General features: G+C 65.2%; 26 protein-coding genes and 1 pseudogene. 11 read left to right on the top strand and 16 right to left on the bottom strand.

Going from position 1 to position 25,427, the window contains the following annotated elements:
- Positions 1 to 119: 119 nt before the first annotated feature.
- From fabF to AC5V87_RS18785, 6 genes are all read right to left on the bottom strand, one after another.
- Positions 120 to 1,385, bottom strand: coding sequence for a beta-ketoacyl-ACP synthase II (fabF, locus tag AC5V87_RS18810; RefSeq protein WP_456838823.1), 1,266 nt, complete (start codon positions 1,383 to 1,385; stop codon positions 120 to 122).
- 108 nt (positions 1,386 to 1,493) lie between these two features.
- Positions 1,494 to 1,733 carry an acyl carrier protein gene (locus AC5V87_RS18805; protein WP_008551805.1) on the bottom strand — a complete coding sequence of 80 codons (240 nt, stop codon included), beginning with the start codon at positions 1,731 to 1,733 and terminating at the stop codon, positions 1,494 to 1,496.
- Between the two features lie 309 nt (positions 1,734 to 2,042).
- A complete protein-coding gene (gene fabG, locus AC5V87_RS18800) occupies positions 2,043 to 2,780 on the bottom strand; it encodes a 3-oxoacyl-[acyl-carrier-protein] reductase (RefSeq protein WP_495371824.1) in 738 nt (245 codons plus the stop codon).
- Positions 2,781 to 2,847: 67 nt separating this feature from the next.
- Positions 2,848 to 3,807: an ACP S-malonyltransferase gene (gene fabD, locus AC5V87_RS18795; RefSeq protein WP_495371823.1), complete on the bottom strand. Its 960-nt coding sequence runs from the start codon at positions 3,805 to 3,807 to the stop codon at positions 2,848 to 2,850.
- Positions 3,808 to 3,977: 170 nt separating this feature from the next.
- Positions 3,978 to 5,003: a fatty acid desaturase family protein gene (locus tag AC5V87_RS18790; protein WP_495371822.1), complete on the bottom strand. Its 1,026-nt coding sequence runs from the start codon at positions 5,001 to 5,003 to the stop codon at positions 3,978 to 3,980.
- A 3-nt stretch (positions 5,004 to 5,006) separates the two neighbouring features.
- Positions 5,007 to 5,696: a TetR/AcrR family transcriptional regulator C-terminal domain-containing protein gene (locus AC5V87_RS18785; protein ID WP_495371821.1), complete on the bottom strand. Its 690-nt coding sequence runs from the start codon at positions 5,694 to 5,696 to the stop codon at positions 5,007 to 5,009.
- Between the two features lie 343 nt (positions 5,697 to 6,039).
- Between AC5V87_RS18785 and rpsF the strand changes: the two genes are divergently transcribed.
- The 4 genes from rpsF to rplI all read left to right on the top strand — a co-directional run bounded on the left by rpsF (position 6,040) and on the right by rplI (position 8,526).
- Positions 6,040 to 6,534 carry a 30S ribosomal protein S6 gene (rpsF, locus tag AC5V87_RS18780; protein ID WP_456838828.1) on the top strand — a complete coding sequence of 165 codons (495 nt, stop codon included), beginning with the start codon at positions 6,040 to 6,042 and terminating at the stop codon, positions 6,532 to 6,534.
- A 5-nt stretch (positions 6,535 to 6,539) separates the two neighbouring features.
- Positions 6,540 to 6,779, top strand: a complete 240-nt coding sequence (gene rpsR / locus AC5V87_RS18775; RefSeq protein ID WP_007592020.1) for a 30S ribosomal protein S18 — start codon at positions 6,540 to 6,542, stop codon at positions 6,777 to 6,779.
- Positions 6,780 to 6,906: 127 nt separating this feature from the next.
- Positions 6,907 to 7,875, top strand: a complete 969-nt coding sequence (locus tag AC5V87_RS18770) for a YybS family protein (protein WP_495371820.1) — start codon at positions 6,907 to 6,909, stop codon at positions 7,873 to 7,875.
- A 51-nt stretch (positions 7,876 to 7,926) separates the two neighbouring features.
- The gene (gene rplI, locus AC5V87_RS18765; protein WP_495371819.1) at positions 7,927 to 8,526 is read left to right on the top strand and encodes a 50S ribosomal protein L9; all 600 of its coding nucleotides are present in this window, start codon (positions 7,927 to 7,929) and stop codon (positions 8,524 to 8,526) included.
- 114 nt (positions 8,527 to 8,640) lie between these two features.
- On the opposite strand, the gene AC5V87_RS18760 is transcribed toward rplI, so the two are convergent.
- The 3 genes from AC5V87_RS18760 to AC5V87_RS18750 form a co-directional block, all read right to left on the bottom strand.
- A complete protein-coding gene (locus tag AC5V87_RS18760) occupies positions 8,641 to 9,108 on the bottom strand; it encodes a PaaI family thioesterase (RefSeq protein WP_495371818.1) in 468 nt (155 codons plus the stop codon).
- Between the two features lie 11 nt (positions 9,109 to 9,119).
- Positions 9,120 to 9,716: a TetR/AcrR family transcriptional regulator gene (locus AC5V87_RS18755; protein ID WP_495371817.1), complete on the bottom strand. Its 597-nt coding sequence runs from the start codon at positions 9,714 to 9,716 to the stop codon at positions 9,120 to 9,122.
- A 105-nt stretch (positions 9,717 to 9,821) separates the two neighbouring features.
- Positions 9,822 to 10,751: a hypothetical protein gene (locus AC5V87_RS18750; RefSeq protein WP_495371816.1), complete on the bottom strand. Its 930-nt coding sequence runs from the start codon at positions 10,749 to 10,751 to the stop codon at positions 9,822 to 9,824.
- Positions 10,752 to 11,030: 279 nt separating this feature from the next.
- On the opposite strand from AC5V87_RS18750, the gene AC5V87_RS18745 reads away from it, so the two are divergent.
- A complete protein-coding gene (locus AC5V87_RS18745) occupies positions 11,031 to 12,281 on the top strand; it encodes a cyclopropane fatty acid synthase (RefSeq protein ID WP_495371815.1) in 1,251 nt (416 codons plus the stop codon).
- A 3-nt stretch (positions 12,282 to 12,284) separates the two neighbouring features.
- On the opposite strand, the gene AC5V87_RS18740 is transcribed toward AC5V87_RS18745, so the two are convergent.
- Positions 12,285 to 12,491 (bottom strand): transcriptional regulator, encoded by a 207-nt coding sequence (locus AC5V87_RS18740; protein WP_456838835.1) that lies wholly within the window; start codon positions 12,489 to 12,491, stop codon positions 12,285 to 12,287.
- Positions 12,492 to 13,022: 531 nt separating this feature from the next.
- Here AC5V87_RS18740 and AC5V87_RS18735 point away from each other — a divergent pair.
- Both AC5V87_RS18735 and alr read left to right on the top strand, forming a co-directional pair.
- Positions 13,023 to 14,528: a replicative DNA helicase gene (locus tag AC5V87_RS18735; protein ID WP_456838836.1), complete on the top strand. Its 1,506-nt coding sequence runs from the start codon at positions 13,023 to 13,025 to the stop codon at positions 14,526 to 14,528.
- A 46-nt stretch (positions 14,529 to 14,574) separates the two neighbouring features.
- Positions 14,575 to 15,852, top strand: a complete 1,278-nt coding sequence (gene alr / locus AC5V87_RS18730) for an alanine racemase (RefSeq protein ID WP_495371919.1) — start codon at positions 14,575 to 14,577, stop codon at positions 15,850 to 15,852.
- 140 nt (positions 15,853 to 15,992) lie between these two features.
- Here alr and AC5V87_RS18725 read toward each other — a convergent pair whose 3' ends face one another.
- On the bottom strand, positions 15,993 to 16,211 hold the full coding sequence (locus AC5V87_RS18725; protein WP_456838838.1) for a cysteine rich repeat-containing protein: 219 nt from the start codon (positions 16,209 to 16,211) through the stop codon (positions 15,993 to 15,995).
- A gap of 40 nt (positions 16,212 to 16,251) precedes the next feature.
- On the opposite strand from AC5V87_RS18725, the gene AC5V87_RS18720 reads away from it, so the two are divergent.
- Positions 16,252 to 17,022, top strand: a complete 771-nt coding sequence (locus AC5V87_RS18720; protein WP_456838839.1) for an exodeoxyribonuclease III — start codon at positions 16,252 to 16,254, stop codon at positions 17,020 to 17,022.
- Positions 17,023 to 17,134: 112 nt separating this feature from the next.
- Here the strand turns inward: AC5V87_RS18720 and AC5V87_RS18715 are convergent, their stop codons facing one another.
- The 3 genes and pseudogenes from AC5V87_RS18715 to AC5V87_RS18705 form a co-directional block, all read right to left on the bottom strand.
- Entirely contained in the window at positions 17,135 to 17,950 is an 816-nt protein-coding gene (locus tag AC5V87_RS18715; protein ID WP_495371814.1) for a hypothetical protein, read from the bottom strand.
- An 88-nt stretch (positions 17,951 to 18,038) separates the two neighbouring features.
- On the bottom strand, positions 18,039 to 18,407 hold the full coding sequence (locus AC5V87_RS18710) for a GFA family protein (RefSeq protein ID WP_495371813.1): 369 nt from the start codon (positions 18,405 to 18,407) through the stop codon (positions 18,039 to 18,041).
- A gap of 76 nt (positions 18,408 to 18,483) precedes the next feature.
- Positions 18,484 to 18,800: pseudogene (locus AC5V87_RS18705) on the bottom strand (hypothetical protein).
- A gap of 188 nt (positions 18,801 to 18,988) precedes the next feature.
- Between AC5V87_RS18705 and AC5V87_RS18700 the strand changes: the two are divergent.
- Entirely contained in the window at positions 18,989 to 19,714 is a 726-nt protein-coding gene (locus AC5V87_RS18700; RefSeq protein WP_495371812.1) for a sulfite exporter TauE/SafE family protein, read from the top strand.
- Between the two features lie 6 nt (positions 19,715 to 19,720).
- On the opposite strand, the gene AC5V87_RS18695 is transcribed toward AC5V87_RS18700, so the two are convergent.
- Together AC5V87_RS18695 and AC5V87_RS18690 are read right to left on the bottom strand one after the other, a co-directional pair.
- Positions 19,721 to 21,790 (bottom strand): putative bifunctional diguanylate cyclase/phosphodiesterase, encoded by a 2,070-nt coding sequence (locus tag AC5V87_RS18695; protein WP_495371811.1) that lies wholly within the window; start codon positions 21,788 to 21,790, stop codon positions 19,721 to 19,723.
- Positions 21,790 to 22,947 carry an ABC transporter substrate-binding protein gene (locus tag AC5V87_RS18690; RefSeq protein WP_495371810.1) on the bottom strand — a complete coding sequence of 386 codons (1,158 nt, stop codon included), beginning with the start codon at positions 22,945 to 22,947 and terminating at the stop codon, positions 21,790 to 21,792. The genes AC5V87_RS18695 and AC5V87_RS18690 overlap by 1 nt, the downstream gene beginning before the upstream one ends.
- 208 nt (positions 22,948 to 23,155) lie before the next feature.
- Between AC5V87_RS18690 and radA the strand changes: the two genes are divergently transcribed.
- On the top strand, positions 23,156 to 24,604 hold the full coding sequence (radA, locus tag AC5V87_RS18685) for a DNA repair protein RadA (protein ID WP_456838844.1): 1,449 nt from the start codon (positions 23,156 to 23,158) through the stop codon (positions 24,602 to 24,604).
- A 169-nt stretch (positions 24,605 to 24,773) separates the two neighbouring features.
- Positions 24,774 to 25,403, top strand: a complete 630-nt coding sequence (locus AC5V87_RS18680; RefSeq protein ID WP_456838845.1) for a CvpA family protein — start codon at positions 24,774 to 24,776, stop codon at positions 25,401 to 25,403.
- Positions 25,404 to 25,427: the final 24 nt, after the last annotated feature.

The raw sequence follows: 25,427 nt of genomic DNA, 5'->3' as shown, positions 1-25,427 counted from the left end.
GCAACCTGAATCCTGCCGGTTCAATCGCAGCCTGGCAATCGCTTGCCCTGCCAAATGCACGCCCGCTTCCATGACTATCGCCGAATACGGCAAAACGGTGGATTCGTCGCAACCACAAACTAATGGACCAGGCGCCGGACGATCACCGATGCGTTGGTACCGCCAAAACCAAAAGAATTCGACAACGCGACATTGACCTCACGTTTCTTCGCCTTGTGCGGCACGAGGTCGATGGCGGTCTCGACCGAGGGATTGTCGAGGTTGATCGTCGGCGGCACGACGTTATCGCGAATCGCGAGAACGGCGAAGATCGCCTCGATCGCGCCGGCGGCACCGAGGAGATGGCCGGTCGACGATTTGGTCGAGGACATCGCGACCTTGGAGGCGGCGTTGCCGAGCAGGCGCTCGACTGCACCGAGCTCGATCTCGTCGCCGAGCGGTGTCGAGGTGCCGTGCGCATTGATGTAGTCGAGATCGGACGGCGACAGGCCGGCGCGCTTGAGCGCCGCCGACATGCTGCGGAAACCGCCATCGCCATCGGGCGACGGCGACGTAATGTGGTAGGCGTCACCGGAAAGACCGTAGCCGATCACCTCGGCGTAGATCCTCGCGCCGCGGCGCTGGGCGTGCCCGAGCTCCTCGAGCACCAGGACGCCGGCGCCCTCGCCCATCACGAAGCCGTCGCGGTCCTTGTCGTAGGGACGCGAGGCCTTCTCGGGCGTGTCGTTGAAGCCGGTCGAGAGCGCACGCGCGGCATTGAAGCCGGCAATGCCGATGCGGCTGATCGGCGATTCGGCACCGCCTGCGACCATGACGTCGGCATCGCCCAGCGCGATGAGGCGGGCGGCGTCGCCGACCGCATGTGCGCCGGTCGAGCAGGCCGTGACCACCGAATGGTTCGGCCCCTTCAGCCCGTGGGCGATCGAGACGTAGCCGGAGGCCAGATTGATCAGGCGGCCCGGAATGAAGAACGGCGACACCCGCCGCGGCCCGCGCTCCTTCAAGAGGATCGCGGTGTCGGCGATGCCGTTGAGGCCGCCGATGCCCGATCCGATCATAGTGCCGGTCGCGCACTTGTCCTCTTCGGACTCGGGGTGCCAGTTGGCATCGTCGAGCGCCTGGCCGGCCGCGGCCATGCCGAAGATGATGAAGTCGTCGACCTTGCGCTGGTCCTTCGGCTCCATCCACTTGTCGGGATTGAAGGTGTCGTTGCTGCCGTCGCCGCGCACGACGGTGCAGGCGTATTTGGTCTGCAGATCGGAGACGTCGAAGCTCTCGATCGCTCGCGCACCGCTCTCGCCGTTGAGGATACGTTTCCAGGTCGGCTCGACGCCGCAGCCGAGTGGCGACACCATGCCGAGACCCGTGACGACAACCCGCCTCATATCCGAAAACTCCGCATCGAAAGATTCACGGCCAATAACAAGAAACCGGCTGGCCGCTGGCAAGCGGCCCGTCCGGTTTCAATGTTGTCCCCGCGAAAATGAAGAGCCTTAGCTCTTCGCGTTCTTCTCGAGAAACTTCGTGGCGTCGCCGACGGTGAGAATCGTCTCCGCGGCGTCGTCCGGAATCTCGCAACCAAATTCTTCTTCGAACGCCATCACCAGCTCGACGGTGTCCAGACTGTCGGCGCCGAGGTCGTCGATGAAGCTCGCGTTGTCGACAACCTTCTCGGGCTCAACACCAAGGTGTTCGACCACGATCTTCTTAACCCGCTCGCCAATGTCACTCATTGCTTAACCTCGTGTTGTTCCCTGTAGACCCGACCCCCCGGGACGATACGAGCCGTCGTGGTCGTTTGACTGCCTTCGCTTACGATCTTTGATTTGGCCCCATCCCAACGATGCGGCCCGGCGAACGACGGCCAAGGCTCCGCATCGCCAATATACAGGGTTTCAAAAACCTGCAATGGCGTTCTTTGCCCATCCGTTGAAGGTCCGGTTATCATACTTCAACTGCCTTGACTACAAGCCTCATTTCGCTCCGGAAACGGCCGTTTGCCGCATCCCGCACTGCGGATATGGGCAGCGCGGGAGGAGGCCTCAGATCATGGCCATGCCGCCGTTGACGTGAATGGTCTGCCCGGTGACGTAGGCTGCTTCGTTCGAACTCAGGTAAACGGCGGCGGCCGCAATGTCCTCGGGCGTCCCGAGGCGAGCGGCCGGAACCTTGGTCAAAATCGTCTCGCGCTGCTTGTCGTTGAGCGCATCGGTCATCGGCGTCTTGATGAAGCCGGGTGCGATGCAGTTCGCGGTCACGCCGCGCTTGGCGTATTCGGCGCCCAGCGTCTTGATCATGCCGATCAGGCCCGCCTTGGACGCGGTGTAGTTGCCCTGCCCGGGATTGCCGGTGACGCCGACCACCGAGGTGATGGCGATGATGCGGCCGAAGCGCTTGCGCATCATCAATTTGGTGGCGGCGCGCGCCAGGCGGAAGGTCGCAGTCAGATTGACGTTGATGACCTCCTCCCAGTCCTCGTCACGGAGCTGGACGAAGAGATTGTCGCGGGTGATGCCGGCATTGGCGATCAGGATGTCGACCTGCCCCATCGCAGCTTCCGCGGCGGGCACCAGCGCCTCGACCTCGTCGGCCTTGGAGAGATTGCAGGGCAGCACGTGGGCGCGCTCGCCGAGCTTGCCGGCAAGCTCATCCAGCACTTCCTTCCGCGTCCCCGAAATCGCAACGGTGGCGCCCTGCGCATGCAGCGCCTGCGCGATCGCGCCGCCGATGCCGCCGGTCGCGCCGGTGACGAGCGCCTTCCTGCCAGTCAGATCGAACATCGAAAACTCCTTCAAAGCACGATCCGGAAAAGTGTGCAGCGGCTTTCCGGAACGATCGTGCGCAAACTTAAGCCTGCGTCGCAGCGGCCAATGCATCCTTGGCGGCGGCAATGTCGTTGGGACCGCCGACCGCAACGCCAACGGCACCGTCGGCAATGCGCTTGACGAGTCCCGTGAGCACCTTGCCGGCCCCGATCTCGAAGAAGCGGGTGACACCCTGCCCTGCCATATAGGCGACCGACTCGCGCCAGCGCACCGTTCCGGTGACCTGCTCGATCAGGCGACGGCGGATCTCGTCGGGATCGGTGATGGCGCTCGCGAGCACATTCGACACCAGCGGCGCAGCCGGGGCCTTGATCGTGACCTTGGCCAGCGCCTCGGCCATGGCGTCAGCCGCAGGCTGCATCAGCTTGCAATGGAACGGTGCGGACACCGGCAGCAGCATGGCGCGCTTGGCGCCCTTGGTCTTGGCGATTTCGACGGCGCGGTCGACCGCAGCCTTGTCGCCGGACACCACCACCTGGCCGCCGCCATTGTCGTTGGCGGCCTGGCAGACCTGCCCCTGCGCAGCCTCGCCCGCAACCTCCATGGCCGCCTCATAGTCGAGGCCAAGCAGCGCGGCCATTGCGCCAACGCCGACAGGAACGGCTTTTTGCATTGCGAGACCGCGGGTGCGAAGCAGCCGCGCGGTGTCGGAGACCGTCAGGCTGCCGGCCGCGGCGAGCGCCGAATACTCACCGAGCGAGTGGCCGGCGACGAAGGCCGCATCCCGCCCGACGGAAAACCCGGCTTCCGCCTCCAGCACGCGCAGGGTGGCGATCGACACCGCCATCAGCGCCGGCTGGGCGTTCTCGGTGAGCTGGAGGGTCTCGGCCGGGCCATCCCAGATGGTCGCCGTCAGCTTCTCTCCGAGCGCGGCATCGACTTCGTCGAACACGGCGCGCGCCACCGGAAACGCATCGGCCAGGGCCTTGCCCATGCCAACCGCCTGGGACCCCTGCCCCGGAAATGTGAATGCTGCCGTCATCGGCGCTCCCTGATCGCTCAAGCCGTACGCTTCGAGAACCCGGCAGCCGATTACGTCCGGCCCGAGCCTTGGTTCCCGACCATGCTCCGAAAGGGGCCGTAGACCCGTCCAGGACCGGAATGTCAAGCCGAGATAGGAACTTCGGCCGGCATTCACCTGGGGATGCGGCCCTAGAATCCACCATCGGTCTGGTTGGCATCGACCGCCGCCCCCGCCAGCGCGCGGCGTGCGCTGCTCGCCAGCTGGCCGGGACGGTCCTCCCGGTCGGGCTTCGCGGTCGCAAGCCGCAGCACGGCGGCGTAGCCGGGCTGCACCTCCATGCGGCCGGCATGCCGGCTCGCGCTCAGAAGGCGATGAACCTTCGGCAGATTGTAGCAGGGCACGTAGAACAGGAGATGATGCTCGAGGTGATAATTCACGTAATACGGCGCGATGAACAGGCGCTCGAGAAAGTTCGCATGCGTGGTGCGGGTGTTGCGCAGGGGATCGCTGCTGTCGGGGACCACGGCGTGCTCGGCGATGTTGCGGATGCGGGTGATGACCATCATCCAGGTCAGCAGCGGCACCAGCCATAGCAGCGGATAGGCCCACCAGACGCCGGCCGCCACGAGCAAAGCGAACATCGCGGCATTGACGAGGCATTGCGGGCCGAGCTTCTCCCAGAAATGCGCCGCGCGCTGGCGCCACGGCCAATCCTTCGGCCCGAGCGCGTTGAGCAGTTGCGCCTTGCGCTGCTGGTAGCCGGTCTGCCCGGTAATGTCGCGAATGAACTTGCGGCGATAGCTGAGCTTCGTGATCGGAAACGGCGCCGACAGCACGAGATCAGGATCGTCCTCCTGCTGGGTGCGCGCATGATGCTGGAGATGATAGCGCCGATAGCTGCGCGTCTCGGCAAAGAGCGGATAGGCGCAGAACCACTGGCTCAGCGCCAGATTGGTCTTCTCGTCGGCGGACAGGCAGCCATGCGCGCCGTCATGCATCAGGATCGCGAGGCCCAGCTGGCGCGAGCCGATGATGGCGACCGCGAAGATGTAAGTGAGCGGATTGGGCCACCACGCCACGAGCGCGATCGCGCCGACGATCAGTGCCCAGGCGTGTGCGATCAGCGCGACGCCCTTCCACGTCTCGCGCTGGCGCACATCGGCGAGCTGAGCGTCGGTCAGGAAATCACGTGCACGCATGCGAAGCGCGGTCATGGCCTAGCCCTCCTCGTTTGAATTGTTGTCGATGAGACGCAGACGCGCAGTGTCGCCATCAGACTTTGCCTGCTCGCCGAGCACGCGCAGCATCTCGGCGCAGAGCGCCTCGGGCGAACGGCCCATGGCGTAGCCTTCGAGGATGACGCCGATGGCGACGGCCCAGAACCGCCGCGAGCTTTCGTCGGGCGCGCGCAGCGAACGCCAGCCGTGGCGCGCAACCTGCCCCGCATAGGCCCTCGCGCCTTCACTGTGCAGCCGCTCGATGGTGCGCTCGACCAGCGGGGCGAGATCCTGGCGCCGCCGTGTCAGCGTCAGCGCCTCGGCGAAGAAGGCGACCGAATCGCTCGCCGTCACGGTCTCCGCCAGCGCATGGGTGTAGTCCCGCGGCGTGCGCGCGGTCAGGGCCGCCTGCTCGGTCGCGCGCGCCAGATACAGAAGATCGCGGCAGGCGCATTCGACGAACAGCGCCTCCTTGGTGCGGAAGTAATAGGTGATCTGGCTCGGAAAGGCGTTCGCGGCCGCCGCGATGTCGGTGATCGAGGCCCCTGACAGCCCCCGCTCCCGGAACAGCGGGCTCGCCGCGTCCAAGAGCAGCGATCGCATCTTGCGGCCGGCCGCGCGCGTCGCCCGCGCCGCGTGCTTGGGATCGCCGGCCGCCTCAAGAGGGGCATGGACCAACTTTTCCGCCATCGAGGTCCTCTCCGTCGAGTTGTTTGTATGATATACAAACAAATAGATCAAGCGGGATCTGTAGGGGGACCAGTCCCGGCCGGCCGTACCGGAGCCATCCGGGCCGAAAAGGCGGCCTGCAACCTTGCAAAGCCGGCCAAAATCCGTATAAGCGCGCCATCCGCAGACCCCGGCCGGGAGCTGAACGGACGGTCTCAGCAAATCATTCGTGATTTTGGTGTGGCAGGGCCAGTCGGCCCGTCGTCCCGTGTTTCCGCCTTCTGAGCTTCATCCCAGAGTCCTTTCCGAAGGTCTCTTAAGGGCTTGACGCCGGGCGATGCGCCAACATGAGGAAAGGACTTCCATGCCGCTTTATGAGCATGTGTTTCTCGCGCGTCAGGACGCGAGCACGCAGCAGGTCGAAGAGCTGACTGCGCAGATGACCGGCATCGTCGAGGGTCTCGGCGGCAAGGTCACCAAGACCGAGAATTGGGGCGTTCGCTCCCTCACCTATCGCATGAACAAGAACCGCAAGGCTCACTTCGTGATGCTCAACATCGACGCGCCGTCCGCGGCGATCGCCGAGATCGAGCGCCAGGAGCGCATCAGCGAAGACGTGATCCGCTATCTCAGCGTCCGCGTCGAGGAGCTCGAGGAAGGCCCGTCCGCGATGATGCGCAAGGCCGATCGCGATCGCGAGCGTGACGACCGTGGCGGCGGCTTCCGCGACCGCGAAGGTGGCGGCTTCCGCGGCGATCGCGAGGGCGGTTTCCGTGGCGATCGTGACGGTGGTGGCTTCCGCGGTGATCGCGGCCCGCGCCGTCCGCGCGAAGAAGCTGAAACGACGGAAGGGGAGTAATATCCATGGCTGAAGCTGGTGCACGCCGTCCGTTTTTCCGTCGCCGCAAGAGCTGCCCGTTCACGGGCGCCAATGCGCCGAAGATCGACTACAAGGACTCCAAACTGTTGATGCGTTACGTCTCCGAGCGCGGCAAGATCGTGCCGAGCCGCATCACCGCGGTGTCCGCGAAGAAACAGCGTGAGCTCGCCCGCGCCATCAAGCGCGCGCGGTTCCTAGGCCTCCTGCCCTACGTCATTCGCTAAGACGAATCCGACCGGCGGCGCTACCGCCGCCGGCCGCACTCTTTGATCTCATAAGGCTTCCGGGTCGTCCGGTCGCCGATGGTTGGGGCGAGACGCCTCTAACCGCTCGAAGGGAGCGGGACAGCTGATGATGACCTTTGGACTGATAGCCCTGATCGCCGGCGCTGCGTCGGCCCTGATGTTCGCCTCGATCATGTCAGGCGCGCTGATCTCGCTCGTCCTGGTTTGCCTTGCTCCCCTGCCGCTCATGCTGGCTGCGATCGCCTGGGGCCCGCTCTCCGGCGCGATTGGCGGTCTCGCCGCCATGCTCGTCATCGGCGGTGCGCTCAGCCTGCCCCTGGCCTTGGGTTACGGTCTTGCGATCGCGTTGCCGGCCTGGTGGCTCGGGCATCTCGCCATGCTTGGACGATCGGTCACTGACGGTACGGCGGTCACGGATGCGACCGCCCACCACGTCGAATGGTATCCGCTTGGGCGTATCCTGCTCTGGATCGCGGCGCTGGCGACGCTTCTCACCGCGGGATCTCTGCTGTCGCTGGGGACTGACGCGTCGGCGATCGGCGATGCGATGCGGCGCGGCTTCGCCAGGATCTTCTCGCTGGTGAGCGACTCGACCGTCCCCGAGAACGATCCCCGCGTCAGCCTGATGGTCGCGGTGACGCCGGTTCTGGTTGCGGCCTCGCAGATGACGACGCTCACCCTCAATCTCTGGCTTGCCGCGAAAGTCGCGGCGGTTTCAGGCAGGCTGCATCGGCCCTCGCCGGACCTCAGCAGCACGAGCTTGCCACCGATGACGCTCGTGGCGCTCTGTGTCGCGCTTGCCTTCAGCTTCTCCGGCGGAATGATCGGCATTCTGGCCATCATCGTCACCACCGTCTTGATGGTGGCCTATGCGCTGATCGGCCTTGCCGTTCTGCACACCATCACACGCGGCCTCGCCAATCGCGGGTTCTGGCTCGCTGTCGCATACGCCATCATCTTCATGTTCAGTGCGAGCCTCGTCCTGCTGACGGCGCTCGGCCTTGCGGACGCGGTGTTCGGCTTCCGCGAGCGTTATCTGCGCAGTCGCCAGCCGCCGCCTTTGCCGACCCCTTAAGTCCAAGCCTGCAACCCACAACTCAAACAGCACTTCAAAAGGAGAACGAATATGGAAGTCATTCTGCTGGAACGCGTCAACAAGCTCGGCCAGATGGGCGAGGTCGTGAAGGTTCGCGACGGCTATGCCCGCAATTTCCTGCTCAAGCGTGGCAAGGCGCTGCGCGCCACCGCCGACAACCGCGCCAAGTACGACGGCATGAAGGCCGAGCTCGAGGCTCGCAACCTCGCCTCGAAGGCCGAGGCGTCCAAAGTCGCCGAGAAGATCGATGGCAAGAACATCATCGTGATCCGTCAGGCATCGGAAGCCGGTCAGCTGTTCGGCTCGGTCACGGTGCGTGACGTCGTCATGGCGTTCGAAGCCGACGGCGTTTCGCTGTCCCGCCCGCAGGTGCAGCTTGATGCGCCGATCAAGACCATCGGCAAGCACTCGATCACCGTCGCCGTCCACCCCGAGGTCGAGGTTGAAGTCACCGTCACGGTTGCGCGCAGCCAGGACGAGGCCGAGCGCATCAACCGCGGCGAGGACATTTCGACCCGCAACGAGGACCGCGACGCGGCGGCCGAGGCAATCGCCGCCGCCGGCGAGTTCTTCGATCCGGAAGCCCAGCACGAGGACGTCGAGCCGGCCCCGGCTGCGGAAGAGAAGTAAGCCGAGAGTACCGTCATTCCGGGGCGGTCCACAGGACCGAACCCGGAATCTCGAGATTCCGGGCTCTCGCTTCGCGAGCCCCGGAATGACGAACGCAATCAAAGCCCGGTCGCCTCAGCCGGCCGGGCTTTTCGTTTTGGCGGCGACATCCTCGCTCAGCATTGCGATCGAGGCGAGTGCCGTTGCCGTATGCTTCTCGACACCGTCGCTGACGCAGAACACGTCGGCGGCGACCACCGAGACTTGGCGGCCCGGCTTGATCACTCTCGCTCGGCAGATCAACTTGTCACCGACCGCAGGCGACAACAAATTGAGCTTGTATTCCGCCGTCAGCGCAGGCTGGCCGCGCGAGGTCGCCGCGGCGATGGTCGTGGCGTTGTCGACCAGGAAGGCGGTGACGCCGCCATGAAAGAAGCCGTGCTGCTGCAGCAGCTCCGGCCGGCGGGCGACGGCGATCGTGCAGGTGCCGCGCGACAATTCGGACAGCTCGGCGCCGACCAGATTCATAAAACCTTGCCGGCCAACGTTGGCGTGGATGCGCGCGGCGATCGGCTCGAATTCGGGATCTGCTTCGGCTCGCATGAGGCTTCTCCTTAGTCCCGGTTGATGCGCCCGGGCGGCACCAGCGCGCGGATGGCGCAGGCGATCAGCGCATCGGCCTCGCCGCGGGGGTCGATGCGGTCGCGCCCTGAGAGGAACGCGCGGCAAAATATCTGCGCCGGCCCGATGAGCTGGCTGACGAACATCACCGGCGTCATCGGCAGCAGCTCGCCGCTGGCGACCAGCGGCGCGCGCCAGCGCTCGATGCCTTCGGCAAGGCGCGCATTCTGCGCGCGCTGGGCGTCGCGCACGTCCTCGCCCCATTCGCTGCGCGATATTTCGAACAGGTAGCGCGCTTCGCGCCGGCTGGTGACGACCCAGTCGAGATGCGCGCGGATCAGCCGATCGATGCCCTGCCTTGCGTCCGGGGTCGGATCGAGCGCGGCCAGCACCGCGGCGTGATACTGCCTGAGCACCTCCAGAAACAGCGCACCGGCGAGCTCCTTCTTCGAGCCAAAGACATGGAAGAAGCTGCCATTGGATGCGTGCGCCTTGGTTCGGATCGCGGCCACCGTCGCGGCCTCGAAGCCGACGCGGTCGAACACGGCAAGTCCGGCGGCCAACAAATCGTCACGCATGCTCGCGCTCATCACGCCTCCTAGAGTATTACTCTAGAGCGTTACTCTAGTCGCGGTCAAGCCGACACCCAAGCCGCGATCGGCGGCCTTCGCAGGTCGATCGAGAAATGTGGGCAACTACCGCGAGATCGGCGGCGCTGGCGGGCCGGAAGATTCCGCCGGCGGCGCCGCGGCGGTCGCGGGCGGCGCCGGCTCCTGCGGCTTGGAGGCAGGTTCAGAGCTCGCGGCGGGCGCCGCCGGCCTCGGAGCCGCCTCTTCCGCCGGCTTGGGCGCGGCCGGTTCAGTGGGCTTCGCAGCCGGCGTCACCTGCGGCACCAGATCGGGCCGCAGCGCCGGAGCGTCGTTGCCACGCGGCTCGGCCTTGGCGCTATCAGGCTTTGGCTCGGCGGACTTCTCCGACGCCCTACTGCCCTCGGGCCTGGTTTCAGGCTCGACCTTGGCGCTCTCCGGCTTGGACTCGGCCTTCGGCTCGCTCTTCTTCTCTTCGGTGGTGGGCGCCGTTGCGTCGATCTTTGGTGCTTCCTCGGTCCCGGGCTTGCTGCGACGCTTGCCTTTGCGGCCCTCGGGCATGGCCTGGCCCGCAGGCTTCGCGCCCTCCTCGCTCGGCCGGGCCGCGCGCTTCTGCCGACCCTCGGCAGGCGGAGCGGCGCCCTCGCCCTCCGGCTTGGCCGCTTCCTGGGCGCGCTGGCGGCGGCCCTGATGCTCTGGGGACTGCCCCGGCGCAGTGTTGGCGTCCTTCTCCTTCTTGTCGTCCTTGGCTTGGTAGCGGGTGTCGGTCGCACCGTTGGAGACGAGGTAGGAGGCGAGGATGCCCGCCATATCCGAACTCGTGGTGTAGTGCTGGCGCAGGAAGCCCGGCAGCGAGCCCGGCGCCACGGACTTCAATAGGCCGCGCGGGCTCTTGTGGCATGCATTGCAGGTCTGCGCGAAGATCTGCGACGGACTTTTGCCGGCCTCGAGGTTCGTCGCCTGCGCAAGAACGGTATCGGTCGCGCCGAAGCCGATCAGAAGCAATACCGTCGCGAGGCTGAGCGCTCGGCTCGACATTCCTATCATCTCCATTGAAATCCGAGAGGTGCAGCCGGCGTCGGGCGCGGCGGCGGGTCACCTTTTAGCGGATTGAGCCGCGAATGGAAGCAGGGGTACATGCAAGGATGTGGCTAAGCGGTTTTGGAATATCGGCTTTGAGCTCGGCGCAATAGTGCATCCGGAACACCCTCCCCACGTTTTACATGCAAACGCATAGGAACCAGAGCGGGACCCGAGCGTCAGATATAAAGGCCGGGTTAGTCGCATCTCTTCGGGTCGCTCGAGAGGAAGGTGTCGATGGACCGATTGTTGCGGACATTCCTGTCTCATTTCATTCGCCGCGGGTCGCTGACGGTGACCAGCGCAAGCGGATCGAAGTTCACCTTCGGCGACGGCTCGGGCGAGCCGGTCGCGGTGCGGTTCGTCACGGCCGACGCCGAACGGAAGATCCTCATCAATCCCGAGCTCGGGCTTGGCGAGGCCTATATGGACGGCGACTTCGTCGTCGAGCGCGGCACCATAGCTGATGCGCTCGCGATCCTGCTCGATCAACCCGACGTATTGCCGCAGTGGGCCAAACCCTGGTGGCACCTGCGCTATCTGACGCGACACCTGAAGCAGTTCAATCCGCGTTCGCGCGCCCGCAGCAACGTCGCACATCATTATGATCTCGACGCGCGGCTCTATTCGCTCTTTCTCGATGCCGACAAGCAATATAGCTGCGCGTATTTCGAGACACCGGAGGCCACGCTCGACGATGCGCAGCTCGCCAAGAAGCGGCACATTGCCGCAAAGCTGCGTGTCGGCAGCGGCCAGCGCGTCCTCGACATCGGCTCCGGCTGGGGCGGTCTCGGGCTCTACCTCGCCGAGATCGCCGGCGCCGACGTCACCGGCGTCACGCTGTCGACCGAGCAGTTGCAGATTGCCAATACGCGCGCAGCCGAGAAGGGCCTGAGCAGATCGGCGCGCTTCCTGCTTCAGGACTACCGCGACGTCGAGGGGCCATTCGACCGCATCGTCTCGGTCGGCATGTTCGAGCATGTTGGGGCAAGGTTCTACGACACCTATTTCCAGCGCTGCGCCGAGCTTCTGAGCGAGGACGGCATCATGCTGCTGCACTCGATCGGGCGGTCACAGGGGCCGGACTCGACTAATCCCTGGATCGCCAAATACATCTTCCCCGGCGGCTACATCCCCGCCCTGTCGGAGGTGCTGCCGGCGATCGAGCGCGCTGGTCTGCTTGTCTGCGATATCGAGATCCTGCGCCTGCATTATGCCGAAACGCTGAAGGCTTGGCGGGAGCGCTTCATGGCGCGGCGCGAGGAGGCGGTGCAGCTCTACGACGAGCGCTTCGCGCTGATGTGGGAGTTTTACCTCGCGGCCTGCGAGATGACGTTCCGCAAGCAGGCGATGATGAACTTCCAGATCCAGCTCACGAAGCGTCAGGGCGTGGTGCCGATGACCCGGGACTACATCGCGCGCGAGGAAGCCCGCCTGCGGGCGGTTGAAGGCGGCGCCAAGCCAAGGCTGAAACTCGCTGGTGAATGAGTTTTAGTGACGCACGGTCGAAAACGCAGAGGACCTGAATGAGGCCGTTAACGCCAGTTGCGCCCGCAGTTCCGCGATGATCTCGGGTGCGACCGGCTGGCGCCGGATCTCAGGGCGTTCGGCGTACTGCATGGCGGCGATCAGGCCCGACAGCCAGAGCCGGCTGCCGGCCTCGCTTCGCCACTGATGGTGCTGCCGTTCTGGCCGCATCGCTTGCCTCTCTCTGATGGCAGGTCGGGGACAACCCCCTGCGCACCTGCCTGTTCCGGCTCTGCCCCGAAAGAATCCGAGGAGATGTGAACTGCTTCACATAAGTCTGGTCGGGTCCGGCCTAGACCGTCACCATGAGCAAAGAGACCCGAACCTCATTTGACGTGCAGGACGACCTCCGCACCGATTACGCCCTGATCGCCACCGGCGTTGCAGCGGCCCTGGCTGCGCTGGTGTACCTCCTGCTGGTCTGAACCCGAGCCGAACGCGGCCAGCGCGCGTCGTTTCGCGCGCCTACCGATAGGTCTGCGCGCCAATCCACAAGGTTCATGGGATTTTTCCACGGCGCGGCTTCCGGGCCCCCGCGCCAGTCCTGCAAAAATCCGTCAAGCGCGCTGCATGCTGCGGCTGCTAATCATCCACCATTTTAACTGAGCGGTTGATAGCGACGAGCTTTCGCTTCCGCTTTGGGCCGCGGCGGCGCTTTATCCCGGCCCCGCATCTGCCTAAGAAAATTGCTATCGCTCGACCATGGCCCTGACTGATTCGAACGTCCTGAAACTTGCGCCCGAGCCCGGAACTCCGGCCTATCGGAGCGCCCCGCACAATATCGAGGCGGAACAGAGCCTTCTGGGCGCGATCCTGGTCAACAACGATGCATTCTACCGCGTCTCCGACTTCCTGGAGGCGAAGCACTTCTTCGAGCCGCTACACCAGACCATCTTCGAGACCGCCGGCAGTCTGATCCGCATGGGCAAGATTGCCACCCCGGTGACGCTGAAGACGTTCCTGCCGGCCGATACTGACGTCGGCGGCATGACCATCGGGCAATATCTGGCGCGGCTCGCGGCGGAAGCCACTACCATCATCAACGCCCAGGACTATGGCCGCACCATCTACGACCTGTCGCTCAGGCGCGACCTGATCGGCATCGGCGAGGACATGGTCAATGTCGCCTATGATGCGCCGGTCGACTTCGCACCGCGGGCGCAGATCGAGGATGCCGAGCGCCGCCTCTACGAGCTCGCCGAGTCCGGCCGCTATGACGGCGGCTTCCAGAAATTCTCGCAGGCGCTGACGGTCGCGGTCGATCTCGCGGCAAAGGCATTCCAGCGCGACGGCAAGCTGTCGGGCATCTCGACGGGCCTGCGCGACCTCGACACCAAGATGGGCGGCCTGCAGCACTCCGACCTCATCATCGTCGCGGGGCGTCCCGGCATGGGCAAGACGTCGCTGGCGACCAATATCGCCTACAATGTCGCCCAGGCCTATGTCGGCGAGCTCCAGGCGGACGGCACGATGAAGGCCGTCAATGGCGGCGTGATCGGCTTCTTCTCCTGCGAAATGTCGGCCGACCAGCTTGCCACGCGTATCGTGGCCGAGCGCACCGGCATTCCCTCCTCCCACATCCGCCGCGGCGGCATTTCGGAGGCCGATTTCGAGAAGATCCGCCAGGTCTCGATCGAGCTGCAATCGCTACCATTCTATGTCGACGCGACCGGCGGTCTGTCGATCGCGCAGCTGATGGCGCGGGCGCGCCGGCTCAAGCGCCAGAAGGGCCTTGATCTGCTCGTGATCGACTACATCCAGCTCTTGTCCGGCTCGGGCAAGCGCGCCAGCGATAGCCGCGTGCAGGAAATCACGGAGATCACGACCAGCCTGAAGGCGCTGGCCAAGGAGCTCAACGTTCCCGTGATCGCGCTGTCGCAGCTCTCGCGCCAGGTGGAATCGCGCGACGACAAGCGGCCGCAGCTCTCGGACCTGCGTGAATCCGGCTCGATCGAGCAGGACGCCGACGTCGTGCTGTTCGTGTTCCGCGAGGAATATTACCTCGCCATGAAGGAGCCGCGTCCGGGCACCGAGGAACACGCCAAATGGCAGGCCGACATGGAGCGCACGGTCGGCCGGGCCGAAGTCATCATCGGCAAGCAGCGCCACGGCCCGACCGGCACGGTCGAGCTGCACTTCGATTCATCGGTCACGCGGTTCGGCGACCTCGCGCATGACGGCCAGCTGCCCGATCGCAGCGACTACTGAGTTTCTTGAACCGGACCCGTCTCTTGCGTAAAACGGCGCCATGATGGTGGCGCCCGACCCGAAAATGATCCCGCAATCCGGCCTTCTCTCCGCGGAGGCCAATCAGGCTGCCGCGCTCGCTGCCTATGGCGGCGTGCTCACCGTCGATCTTGACGCGATCATCGCCAATTGGCGCAAGCTCGAGAAGACGGCGGTGCCGGCCGAATGCTCAGCGGTGATCAAGGCTGACGCCTATGGCTGCGGCGCCGAGCAGGTCGCGCGCGCCCTCAGCAAGGCCGGCTGCAAGACCTTCTTCGTCGCCACCATCGAGGAAGCGCGCAAGGTGCGGGAAGCCGTGCCGGAGGCCGCGCTCTACGTGCTCGGCGGCTACTTCCAGAACACTGGCGAGCATTACGCCAAGATCAACTGCCGGCCTGTCATCGGCGATCTCAACGAGCTCGCCGAATGGGACGTGTTCTGCCGCCGCACCGGCTGGACCGGCGGTGCCGCAATCCACATCGACACCGGCATGAACAGGCTGGGACTGACGCTCTCGGAAGCGCAGGCCATCATCCCCCGCATCAATGCCGGCGATCACGGCATCACCCTGGTGATGAGCCATCTGGTCTCGGCCGAGCAGCTCAACAGCCCGGTGAATGCAAGACAGCTTGCGGCGTTCCGCAGCATCGCCAGCGAATTCTCCGGCGTGCCGGCGGCCCTCGCAAATTCCTCCGGCATCTTCCTCGGCGCGCCCTTCCAGTTCGACATGGTGCGGCCGGGCGCGGCGCTCTACGGCGTCAACCCGACGCCGGAGGCCGACAATCCGATGCAGCCGGTCGTGGACCTCAAGGCGCGCATCGTGCAGGTCCGCAATGTCGAGCGCGGCGAGACCGTCGGCTATGGCGGCACCTGGACCGCGCGACGGCCGACGAAGCTGGCGATCGTCGCGGTCGGCTATGCCGACGGCTATTTCCGCGCCGCCAGCTCCAATGACGGCACCCGCGGCGCCGAGGTCATCGTGGCGGGCAAGCGCTGCCCGGTCGCGGGCCGCATCTCCATGGATTTGATCGCGATCGACATCACCGATCTGCCGCCAAACGTGGCGCGGCGCGGCCACATGGTGACGCTGCTCGGCGACGGCATCACCGTCGACGAGCTCGCGCACCATTTCGGCACGATCGGCTATGAGGTGCTGACCAGCCTCGGCCGCCGCTATGCCCGCGTCTACAAGGGCGGCAATGTGGTGGAGCCGCTGGCAAAGCCGGAGCCCACGCAATCGGCCGAGCAGCCGCCCTCGCCGCCGCCGATCGAGCAGCCGACAAGCCCGCCGCCGCTGCCGACTTAACCAACGCGCTCTCGTGCCCTGGACGCAGCGCAGTGCGCCGCGCTGCGACGTAGTACGCTGCAGAGCCGGGGCCCATCTCTCAGAGTGCCGTGTCGGTTTCCGGGTCCCGGCTCGCGCTGCGCGCGGCCGGGACACGAAGGTTACTTCTTCCGGCTGTCGAGCGCTGTCTTGCAGGTGGCGCTGAGCTGATCGCGCTTGGCCTCGAGGCAGGCGATCACCTTGCCACCGCCCGGCGCGATGCCGGCGCAGAATTTGTCATAGTCCGCCTTGCACGCACCGCGCGGATCGGACGATTGTGCCGAAGCGACACCGGAGAATGCGACGGCGACGACGATGGCGGCAAAGCTCAACTTGGACATTGTATCTCCGGTGACGGAAGGCAGGAGCCGATAGCTCTACATGAAGATTGCGACATTCAACATCAACAACATCAACCGCCGCCTGCCCAATCTGCTGGCCTGGATGCGCGCAGCGAAGCCCGATGTCGTCGCACTTCAGGAATTGAAGGCAAGTGATGGCGAATTTCCGGCGGCCGCGATCGAAAAGGCCGGCTACGGCGCAGTGTGGTGTGGACAGAAGACCTGGAACGGCGTCGCCATCCTCGCCCGCGACGCCGAGCCTGTGCTGACGCGCGACCGTCTGCCGGGAAAGGCGGAGGATCAGGAGGCCCGCTATATCGAGGCTGCCGTGCGCGGCCTCATCGTCACCAGCATTTACTTGCCCAACGGCAATCCACAGCCGGGACCGAAATTCGACTACAAGCTCGACTGGTTCGCACGGCTCAAGCGCCACGCCAAAAGCTTCATCAAGCAGGATCTGCCCGTGGTGCTCGCCGGCGACTACAATGTCGCGCCGACCGAGATCGACATCTATCCGACGCGTTCGTGGGACAAGGATGCCCTGATCCAGCCGAAGAGCCGCGCCGCGTTCGCCTCGCTCGTCGCGCAGGGCTGGTGCGATGCGATCCGCGAGCTGCATCCGGAGAAACGCATCTACACGTTCTGGGATTACAAGCGAAACCGCTGGCCGCGCGATGCGGGCCTGCGGCTTGATCATCTGCTGCTCAGCCCTGCCCTGGCTTCACGCCTGGCCAAGGCCGGTGTCGACAAGAAGGTGCGCGGCGAGGATGGCGCGAGCGATCATGCGCCGGCGTGGGTGGTGCTGAAGTGAGCGAGGTGTGGTAGGGTGGGCAACGGCGCACTTGCGCCGTGCCCACCATCTCGTATGTAAAACTGTTGGTGGGCACGCTTCGCTTTGCCACCCTACCAATGAGTCCGGCGGGTTACCGCCCGTAATAGTCCTGCACCGTGTCCCATGCCGCCTTTTGCAGCAGCTGGGTCGTCTCAGCATCGAGCCCCATCGTGTAGGAATTGCCGACCGGCGAGCGCCCCGTCAACGCAGCCAGCGTGACGCAGGTTGCCAGATACGTGCCAGCAGGACTCGGGTGCCGCTTGTCCGGCGCATAGAGATTGAGCTCGGGCTGGAGCTTGCGGACGCGCGCGAAGGCAAGACCTGCGGGAATGACCAGCGCATCGTTGGCATTGCCCGCGATTGTATAGGCCTCGGCCAGCGCCTCGGTCATCTCAGGCTTGTCGGCGTAGGCCCAGGACATGAAAAGCACCGGCCGCATGCCATGGGCGCGGACGATCTCGCTGTCCTTCCTCGCGAAGGTCGTGAACGCGTCCTTGAGCTGCTGATGGATCGGGCACTGGCTGCAATCCATCATCACCACGGTGTCGTACTGCTTGCCCGGCTTGTTGAAGATGACGTTGTTCTGCTCGTCGAAGGAATACCCACCGAGACCGCCCGGCCGCAGCAGATTGTCCATATCGTGCCAGTCGAGGCCGGAGCCGCCGATCGTCGCCATAGTGTTGCGATAGACCGCCTTGTTCTCGGCATCGGCTGCCCGCTCCATGAAGGTGAGATGCCCGGGCATGCCGTTGTTGTAGTAGAAGAAGCTGTTGCCGACGAACAGCGCGGCCTTGGGGAAGTCCGGTCCGAGCGAAGTGACCTTCGGCTTGATCTGCGCCTGCGCATCGACGCCGACGGCACCGGCCAGACACATTGCGAGCATCACTCGCGCAAAAAGACGCTTCATGGCTTCCTCCCTCTGCCTCGGGCCGGAATCAAATCAGCTTTTCAACAGGGCCTCAAGAGCATGGCGTGCAGCACACATGCCTCCCCGTTCACCACAAATTCTTGCCGTCGATCATGTTCACCGGCACGGCGTCGAGGTCGAAATCGTCGAACAGGCGCGCATTCACTGCGACCTTGGGATTGTCGAAATCCGGCTTGCCGTTCGACCAGTCCGGCGACTCCGAATAGGTGCCGCAGCCGCAAGCCGCGCAGAAATGATGTTTGACCGTGCGGCTGCCCCAGAGATAGGTCGCGACATTGTCCGGCGGTGACAACAGGCGAAACTGCGCCGGCGTGTAATAGGCCCACAGCGCGCCGCGCTTGGAGCAGAGCGAACAGGTGCAGCGGGTGACGCTCGAGGGCGCCTCCGTCACCTCGAACACCGTCTCACCGCAATGACAGCTCGCCTCGATCGGCATGATCCGCCCCCCCGTTTTGTCAGGAGATGGTCGTAACCCGCCCCTGCTGCCAACATGCTGTCAGCAGCGCGATGCGTCAGGGAGCGTCGTTCGCGGACAGCCGCTTGGCGTTCGCGGCCACATGCTCACGGTAGCGCTGGACGATGGCGGCCGGCGTTGCGCCGGCAAGCAGGTTCACGGTCGCCTCGAAGGCGGCAGCGATCTTCTCGCTCACCATCAGCATGGCTTCTTGACCAGCGGCCTCGTCACCATGGCTGAGCTTCTCGGAGCGCAGCCGCACCACCTCGCTCGCCTCAAACGCGAGCATCGCGCCGGCATACCAGGAAAGCCGTTGTCGGATCCGCCGAGTACCGCATGGCGGTCGAGCGCAGAAAAGGAACGGGGATCGGGCATCGCGGACCTCAAATTCTTTGAGCGAACGCTCCGATCAATACAGATCAAATTCTAAGGATCAGGCCGGGGAACCCGTCGGATTGGCGGCTGGCCGGGCACCAGCGATTAACCACTGGACTGACCAGACACGGCATTCGCCCTGCCCACCTCCTCCGGCTACACTCTCCCGATTCCCGGAGCCACCGCCCTTGGCCTTTCTTTTCGTGCTCACCGTCGGCCTGATCGCCGGCACCATCTCAGGCATCGTCGGCACGGGGTCGTCGATCATGCTGATGCCGGTGCTGGTCTATGCCTACGGACCGAAGGAGGCCGTGCCCATCATGGCAGTTGCCTCCGTGATGGCGAATTTTTCGCGGATCCTGGCCTGGTGGCGCGAGGTCGACTGGCGGGCCTGCGCGGCCTATTCGGTGACGGGCATTCCGGCAGCGGCGCTCGGCGCGCGCACGCTGCTGGCGCTGCCCTCGCACGCCGTGGATCTCGCCATCGGCAGTTTCCTAATTGCGATGGTGCCGGTGCGGCACGCCCTGGCGCGGCATGACCTCAAGGCCAATCTCTGGCATCTCGCCATCGGCGGGGCGATCATCGGCTATCTCACCGGCATCGTGGTCTCGACCGGCCCGCTCAGCGTGCCGCTGTTCCTGTTCTACGGCCTGTCCAAGGGCGCCTTCCTCGCCACCGAAGCGGCCTCCTCTCTCGGCCTTTACTTCGCGAAGTCCGTGACATTCGAACGGTTCGGCGCACTCACCGGTGACGTCTTCATCAAGGGCCTGATTGCCGGCGCCTCGTTGATGTCAGGCGCCTTCATCGCCAAACGGTTCGTGCTGCACCTGAAGCCCGAGATGTTCCGCCTTCTGATGGACGCGATCATGATCGCGGCCGGACTCTCGATGCTCTGGAACGCGGCCCAGTCGTAAGCAGCCTCAGGCGGCAAATTCCGGCGCGATCGACGGGCTCTCCGCAATGACACGCTTCTCGGCCACGGCCTGTCCCTCGAGCCATTGCAGCACGCCCTCGAGCGGCTGGGGCCGGTGATAGAGATAGCCCTGCACCAGCGTGACGCCGATCTCGCGCATCGCGCGCGCCTGCTCGGCCCGCTCGATGCCTTCGGCGACGAGCGTCAGCCCCAGCGTACCGGCAAGCGATGCGATGACGCCGACGATCGCCTTGTCTTCCGCGCTATCAGGAATCTCGCTGATGAACGCCTTGTCGATCTTGACCTTGTCCAGCGGGAAACGCCTGAGATGCGCGAGCGAAGAGTAGCCGGTACCGAAATCGTCCAGCGCAACCGTGGCACCGAGGCGCCGCAACCGGTGCAGCGTCTCGGAGGCGCTGGCGATGTTGTTGATCAGCGAGCCCTCCGTGATCTCGAGCTCCAGCGATGATGGCGCGACATCGAAGCGCGCGCAGGTCGCGCGCAGTTCGGCGGCGAGCGAATGGTCGGCGAGCTCGGACGGCGGCAGGTTGATCGCGATCCTGATCTGCGGCCTGCCAGCGGCGGCCAGAAGCTGCAACGCCCGGCAGGCATCGGTCAGCACATAGCGCGTCAGCCGCGCATTGTTGCCGCTGCGCTCGATCAGCGGCAGGAACTCGCCGGGGCCAATCACGCCATGTTCAGGGTGGCGCCAGCGGATGAGCGCCTCGAGCCCTACGACGGCCTGGCTCTCGAGGTCGACCTGGCTTTGATACCAGACCTCGAACTGTCCCTCGGCGAAGCCTGCGGGAATGGCGAGTTCGAGATCCCTGCGGCGGCGATAGTCGCGTTGAAGCGCCTCGTCCAGCACGGCGACGGTGCCGGGCGCCTTGCTCTTGGCGTGGTAGAGCGCGATGTCGGCAAGCGCCGGCAAATGCGACAATTCGGGATCGCCGGCGCGGCGCACGGCGAGGCCTATGCTGGCGCGCGGCACCACCTGCTTGTCGTGCAGCCGGATCGGTTCGGAGATCGCGTCCAGCAGCTGGCGCGCAAACGCCTGCGCGCTCGCCTGGTTGCTGACCTCGGGGCGGATCACGACGAACTCGTCGCCGCCGAGCCGGGCCACCCAATCTTGCGGCTCGACCGCAGCACGAAGACGCTCGGAGATGTGGACCAGGAACTTGTCGCCGGCATGGTGACCGAAGGTGTCGTTGATGCCCTTGAAGTCGTCGAGATCGATGAAGCAGAACGCGATCAGCGAGTCCGGCGAGCCGGCATCGTTGCTCAGCGTCACCAAGTGCTCGGACAGGGAGCGGCGATTGGGCAGGCCCGTCAGCGGATCGTGCGCGGCCATGTGGCTGAGCCGGTCCAGCGCACCCGCCGTCGTGTGCTGCATGGCGTTGAAGGCGTGGGCGAGCTGGCCGAATTCATTGGAGGATTTGACCTCCGCCGGATAGGCGCGGCCGTCCTGCTTGCTGCGCTGGATCGCCGCCATCATCGCCGCCAAGGGCTTGCCGATGAAGATATTGGCAGAGATCCGCATCGCGATCAGGGTGGCGAGCGTTGCGAGCAGGCCGACGACCAGCAGCAGCACCAGCCGGCTGCCCGCGTCCGCATACAGCGCCGCATGGGAATAGGCGATCGCGATACGGCCGGCCTGCACCGACATGTTGCCGTTGCTGTACTTGATCGGACGCGAGACCTCCGCAACCCCCTGCCCCGAGGGACGCGCCACCACGCGGGCAATCGCAACGCCGGTGTCGTCATAGACGGCCGCCGCCGCGATGGTCTCGTCGTGCATGATCTCGTTGAGCACGCCCGTGACCTGGTCGTAACGCATCTTCCAAAGCGGCTCGGCGATCAGCTCGGCCCTGCTCTCGGCAACGCGGGCGATGCGGGCATCGAGCTGCCGGATCTGCGACCAGAAGCTCGAGGCTTCGACGCCGGCAGAGGCGAGCAATTGCACCAGCAGCAGAACGGGCACGGTGGCCCAGATCATCGCGCGGACAACCGAGCGCAGCCGCGGCGGCACGGCCTGCGCGCTGCGGTCCGGATCGGTCATGTCGTCCCCGTTTTGCATCAATCGGCGGTGCCTTCCAGCGGCGCCAGCGACGAGATCAACGCGTCGATCGAGAAATCGTACTCCCCACATCGTCCCGGCTTCGCCCTGAACCGCGCAAAGTCGATGCGGTCGAAGCCGCGCACCCTGATGAGGTCGCCGACCGAGGCTAGATTGTCGCGCGTGATCGCGGATGTCTTGACCTCGACGCGCGGCGATGCGGCCGCGAAATCGCAGCCGTCAGCGTAGTCCCGCAGGAGAACGATCGACCAGCCGCCGAGCAGAAAATGCCCTCCGTCGCTCAGGAGCAGACGGCCTGCCTTGATCTCGCGCAGCGCGTCGTCGGACCAGTTGAGGCCGACCACCTGGATGTTCCGGCCGGGCGAGAGACCGGCGGCGATCGCCGCGCGCAGCGCGCCGAGCGCCATCGGATCGTTTCCGGCCCAGATGCCGGCCGGCCTGATCTCCTTGCGTGAGGCCCAGCCCAGATAGTTCGCGGTGACCTGCTCGGCCTCGGACTGCGTCCAGTTGGCGAACAGCATCCGGTCCACCACCACGTCGGGCGCGGCCTCCACGGCGAGCTTGAGGCCGGCATTGCGGGCGATCGAGGACGGGGTGGTCTCGTCACCGCCGATGCCGAGAATGTGGATCTTGCCGTCGGCGCTCTGCCATTTCTCAGCGCGCGCGGTAGCGATCAGGGCGTTCGCCATCCGCGCCCCCGCGGTCTGAAGATCGGTCGTGATGTCGCCGAGCCAGGTCTTGAGCTTCTGCCGCGGCGGGCCAAGGCGGGCCGCGTCATCGCCGATCAGTGTGTTCGAGAGCAAAAGCGTTCTGACGCCGGCGGCCTCGGCCGCCTCCAGGATCGGAACGGCGGCGGATTCCTCGTTCGAGAGGATGAGGAAATCGGGCTTGTCGGCGCGCGCGACCACGCCGAATCCTAGCTCCTGCATGGTGCGGTAATTGCGCTCGCTGCTCAGCACCTCGATATGTGCGTCGAGCTTGCGGCCGGCGGCCTGCATGGTCTGCGCGACCATGTCCCAGTAGACTTCGCCGGTCTTGCCGGGGTTGACGAAAACGATGTTGAGACGCCTGGCGTCCGCCGCGACAGCGCCGCCAGGCGGCATCAGAACGCCGCAGGCCATGCCCATCGCGAGCAATATGCGCAAGACCACCGTCATTTGTTTGTTTCGCCACCCCGTCTTTGGATCCGAAACTGCGCCTGCGTCCGCTAACATTTGGCAAAGTTCGCTCTGGTGCCGCGGCTCAGAACTAACAAAGGGTGTATCGGGCGCATTGAATTGCGATATTCGGGAGCGGCAGGGTTCGCTCTCTGCGCTCCGTTCCGTGCTATCAGCAGACCACAAACCCCTCCGACTCGCTGTCCCCATGGCCAAGAACACGCTTTCCTTCGTCTGTCAGAACTGCGGCGCGGCCTACAACCGCTGGCAGGGCAAGTGCGAGTCCTGCGGCGAGTGGAATACGCTCGCGGAAGAAGACACCAGCGGAAGCGTGCCGGTGTCGATCCGTTCCAAGCGCAAAGGCCGGACGTTCGCCCTGGAGAGCCTTGCCGGCAAGAGCCCGGATGCGCCGCGCCTCTCGTCAGGGATGACCGAGCTCGACCGCGTCACCGGCGGCGGTTTCGTCCGCGGCTCGGTGCTCTTGGTCGGCGGCGACCCCGGCATCGGCAAATCGACGCTGCTGACGCAGGCGACCAGCATGATGGCGCGCGCCGGCCACCGCATCGTCTATATCTCCGGCGAAGAAGCCATCGCCCAGGTGCGGTTGCGCGCCGAACGGCTCGGGCTGTCGGATGCGCCGGTGCAGCTCGCCGCAGAGACATCGGTGGAAGACATCGTCTCGACGCTGTCGGAAGGCGCGGTGCCGCGGCTGATCGTGATCGACTCGATCCAGACCATGTGGACGGACACGGTCGAATCCGCGCCCGGCACGGTGACGCAGGTGCGCGCCTCCGCGCAGGCGCTCATTCGTTTCGCCAAGAAGACTGGCGCGGCCATCATCCTGGTCGGCCACGTCACCAAGGACGGCCAGATCGCGGGTCCTCGCGTCGTCGAGCACATGGTGGATGCCGTGATGTCGTTCGAGGGCGAAGGCTCGCAACAATTCCGCATCCTGCGCGCGGTGAAGAACCGTTTCGGTCCGACCGACGAGATCGGCGTGTTCGAGATGACCGGCCTTGGCCTGCGCGAGGTCACCAACCCGTCCGAGCTGTTCCTGTCCGAGCGTGACCTCGGCACGCCCGGCACCGCAGTTTTTGCGGGCATCGAGGGTACGAGGCCCGTCCTGGTCGAATTGCAGGCGCTGGTGGCCCCGACCTCGCTCGGCACCCCGCGCCGGGCCGTGGTCGGCTGGGACCAGAGCCGGCTCTCCATGGTGCTGGCGGTGCTGGAGGCCCATTGCGGGGTCAAGCTGTCCGGCCACGACGTCTATCTGAACGTCGCGGGCGGCCTGCGCATCCACGAGCCGGCAGCCGATATGGCCGCCGCAGCCGCGTTGGTCTCGTCCCTGGTTAATGCGCAGTTACCCACCGATGCCGTCTATTTCGGCGAGATTTCGCTCTCTGGCGTGATCCGTCCGGTGGCACAGACCCCGGCCCGGCTCAAGGAAGCCGTCAAGCTCGGCTTCAAACGCGCCGTGCTGCCCGAATCGGCCCGGGGCGGCGATGCCGGCAGTGACGCCGGATTGTCGCTGAACGCGGTCAACAGCCTCACGACCCTCGTGGCCGAAATCGCCGCCAAGGGCTCCCGCCGCGGCGATCAGAGCGCTCCGGCGGAGAAAAATGCCACACCGGCAAGATTCCGCCGTGGAGAGGGGTAGCTGGAGGTGACGTATCCCGCCCTCGCCGCTATACAGCCGTCACAAAAGCAGCATGGGATTGCGTGGTTGCGGCCTTGCCGGGAACGCCGTCTGCCCCTCTTTTAAGGCAGCGGCCAAGCACCGATTCGGCTAGAGCACCTTTTGAAGTACGAGCGGACCAGACCAGCCGATGCCAGTAACACTCCTCGACCTGATCCTGCTCGGTGTGATGCTGATCTCGGGCCTGCTCGCCATGGTCCGCGGCTTCATGCGCGAAATCCTCTCGATCGCGGCGTGGGGCACCGCCGCGATCGTGACGCTCTACTCGTTCTCGAAGCTGCTGCCGACGGCCAAGACCTATTTCAACAACGACACGGTCGCGAGCGTGGTCGTGATCGCAGGTGTGTTCGTCGGCACCCTGGTCATCGTTTCCGTGATCACGGTGCGAATCTCCGACATGATCCTGGATTCGCGTATCGGTGCGCTGGACCGGACCCTGGGGTTCCTGTTTGGCCTCGCTCGCGGGCTTTTGATCGTCGTAGTCGCATTCCTGTTCTTCACCTGGCTGGTGCCGGACAAGCAGCGCCCGGATTGGGTCACGGGGGCTAAGTCCCGCGTGGTCCTCCAGGGAACCGGGGATTGGCTGATGTCCCTCTTGCCGGACGACCCCGAGAACACCATCTTGAAGAGATTCAAGAAAAACAAACCGGATGATGATCAAGCTGATTCCGAGCAGCAGCCTTCGGGCAGTGGCGACGGATACAGCAAACCGGCTCGTGACAGTTTGAAGAAGCTGATCGAGAAACCTGCGGCGCGTTGATTAGGCCCCAACAGAGAGGCGCGG

The organism is Bradyrhizobium sp. SOJA106, assembly GCF_059448745.1.
Note: the sequence above shows the minus strand (reverse complement) of the source record. Positions and strands in the feature narration are given on the sequence as shown.

Bases quoted from the DNA above. Each gene is read 5' to 3' on its own strand.
- fabF (WP_456838823.1), bottom strand. From the start codon at position 1,385: ATGAGGCGGGTTGTCGTCACGGGTCTCGGCATGGTGTCGCCACTCGGC.
- AC5V87_RS18805 (WP_008551805.1), bottom strand. From the start codon at position 1,733: ATGAGTGACATTGGCGAGCGGGTTAAGAAGATCGTGGTCGAACACCTT.
- fabG (WP_495371824.1), bottom strand. From the start codon at position 2,780: ATGTTCGATCTGACTGGCAGGAAGGCGCTCGTCACCGGCGCGACCGGC.
- fabD (WP_495371823.1), bottom strand. From the start codon at position 3,807: ATGACGGCAGCATTCACATTTCCGGGGCAGGGGTCCCAGGCGGTTGGC.
- AC5V87_RS18790 (WP_495371822.1), bottom strand. From the start codon at position 5,003: ATGACCGCGCTTCGCATGCGTGCACGTGATTTCCTGACCGACGCTCAG.
- AC5V87_RS18785 (WP_495371821.1), bottom strand. From the start codon at position 5,696: ATGGCGGAAAAGTTGGTCCATGCCCCTCTTGAGGCGGCCGGCGATCCC.
- rpsF (WP_456838828.1), top strand. From the start codon at position 6,040: ATGCCGCTTTATGAGCATGTGTTTCTCGCGCGTCAGGACGCGAGCACG.
- rpsR (WP_007592020.1), top strand. From the start codon at position 6,540: ATGGCTGAAGCTGGTGCACGCCGTCCGTTTTTCCGTCGCCGCAAGAGC.
- AC5V87_RS18770 (WP_495371820.1), top strand. From the start codon at position 6,907: ATGATGACCTTTGGACTGATAGCCCTGATCGCCGGCGCTGCGTCGGCC.
- rplI (WP_495371819.1), top strand. From the start codon at position 7,927: ATGGAAGTCATTCTGCTGGAACGCGTCAACAAGCTCGGCCAGATGGGC.
- AC5V87_RS18760 (WP_495371818.1), bottom strand. From the start codon at position 9,108: ATGCGAGCCGAAGCAGATCCCGAATTCGAGCCGATCGCCGCGCGCATC.
- AC5V87_RS18755 (WP_495371817.1), bottom strand. From the start codon at position 9,716: ATGAGCGCGAGCATGCGTGACGATTTGTTGGCCGCCGGACTTGCCGTG.
- AC5V87_RS18750 (WP_495371816.1), bottom strand. From the start codon at position 10,751: ATGTCGAGCCGAGCGCTCAGCCTCGCGACGGTATTGCTTCTGATCGGC.
- AC5V87_RS18745 (WP_495371815.1), top strand. From the start codon at position 11,031: ATGGACCGATTGTTGCGGACATTCCTGTCTCATTTCATTCGCCGCGGG.
- AC5V87_RS18740 (WP_456838835.1), bottom strand. From the start codon at position 12,491: ATGCGGCCAGAACGGCAGCACCATCAGTGGCGAAGCGAGGCCGGCAGC.
- AC5V87_RS18735 (WP_456838836.1), top strand. From the start codon at position 13,023: ATGGCCCTGACTGATTCGAACGTCCTGAAACTTGCGCCCGAGCCCGGA.
- AC5V87_RS18725 (WP_456838838.1), bottom strand. From the start codon at position 16,211: ATGTCCAAGTTGAGCTTTGCCGCCATCGTCGTCGCCGTCGCATTCTCC.
- AC5V87_RS18720 (WP_456838839.1), top strand. From the start codon at position 16,252: ATGAAGATTGCGACATTCAACATCAACAACATCAACCGCCGCCTGCCC.
- AC5V87_RS18715 (WP_495371814.1), bottom strand. From the start codon at position 17,950: ATGAAGCGTCTTTTTGCGCGAGTGATGCTCGCAATGTGTCTGGCCGGT.
- AC5V87_RS18710 (WP_495371813.1), bottom strand. From the start codon at position 18,407: ATGCCGATCGAGGCGAGCTGTCATTGCGGTGAGACGGTGTTCGAGGTG.
- AC5V87_RS18695 (WP_495371811.1), bottom strand. From the start codon at position 21,790: ATGCAAAACGGGGACGACATGACCGATCCGGACCGCAGCGCGCAGGCC.
- AC5V87_RS18690 (WP_495371810.1), bottom strand. From the start codon at position 22,947: ATGACGGTGGTCTTGCGCATATTGCTCGCGATGGGCATGGCCTGCGGC.
- radA (WP_456838844.1), top strand. From the start codon at position 23,156: ATGGCCAAGAACACGCTTTCCTTCGTCTGTCAGAACTGCGGCGCGGCC.
- AC5V87_RS18680 (WP_456838845.1), top strand. From the start codon at position 24,774: ATGCCAGTAACACTCCTCGACCTGATCCTGCTCGGTGTGATGCTGATC.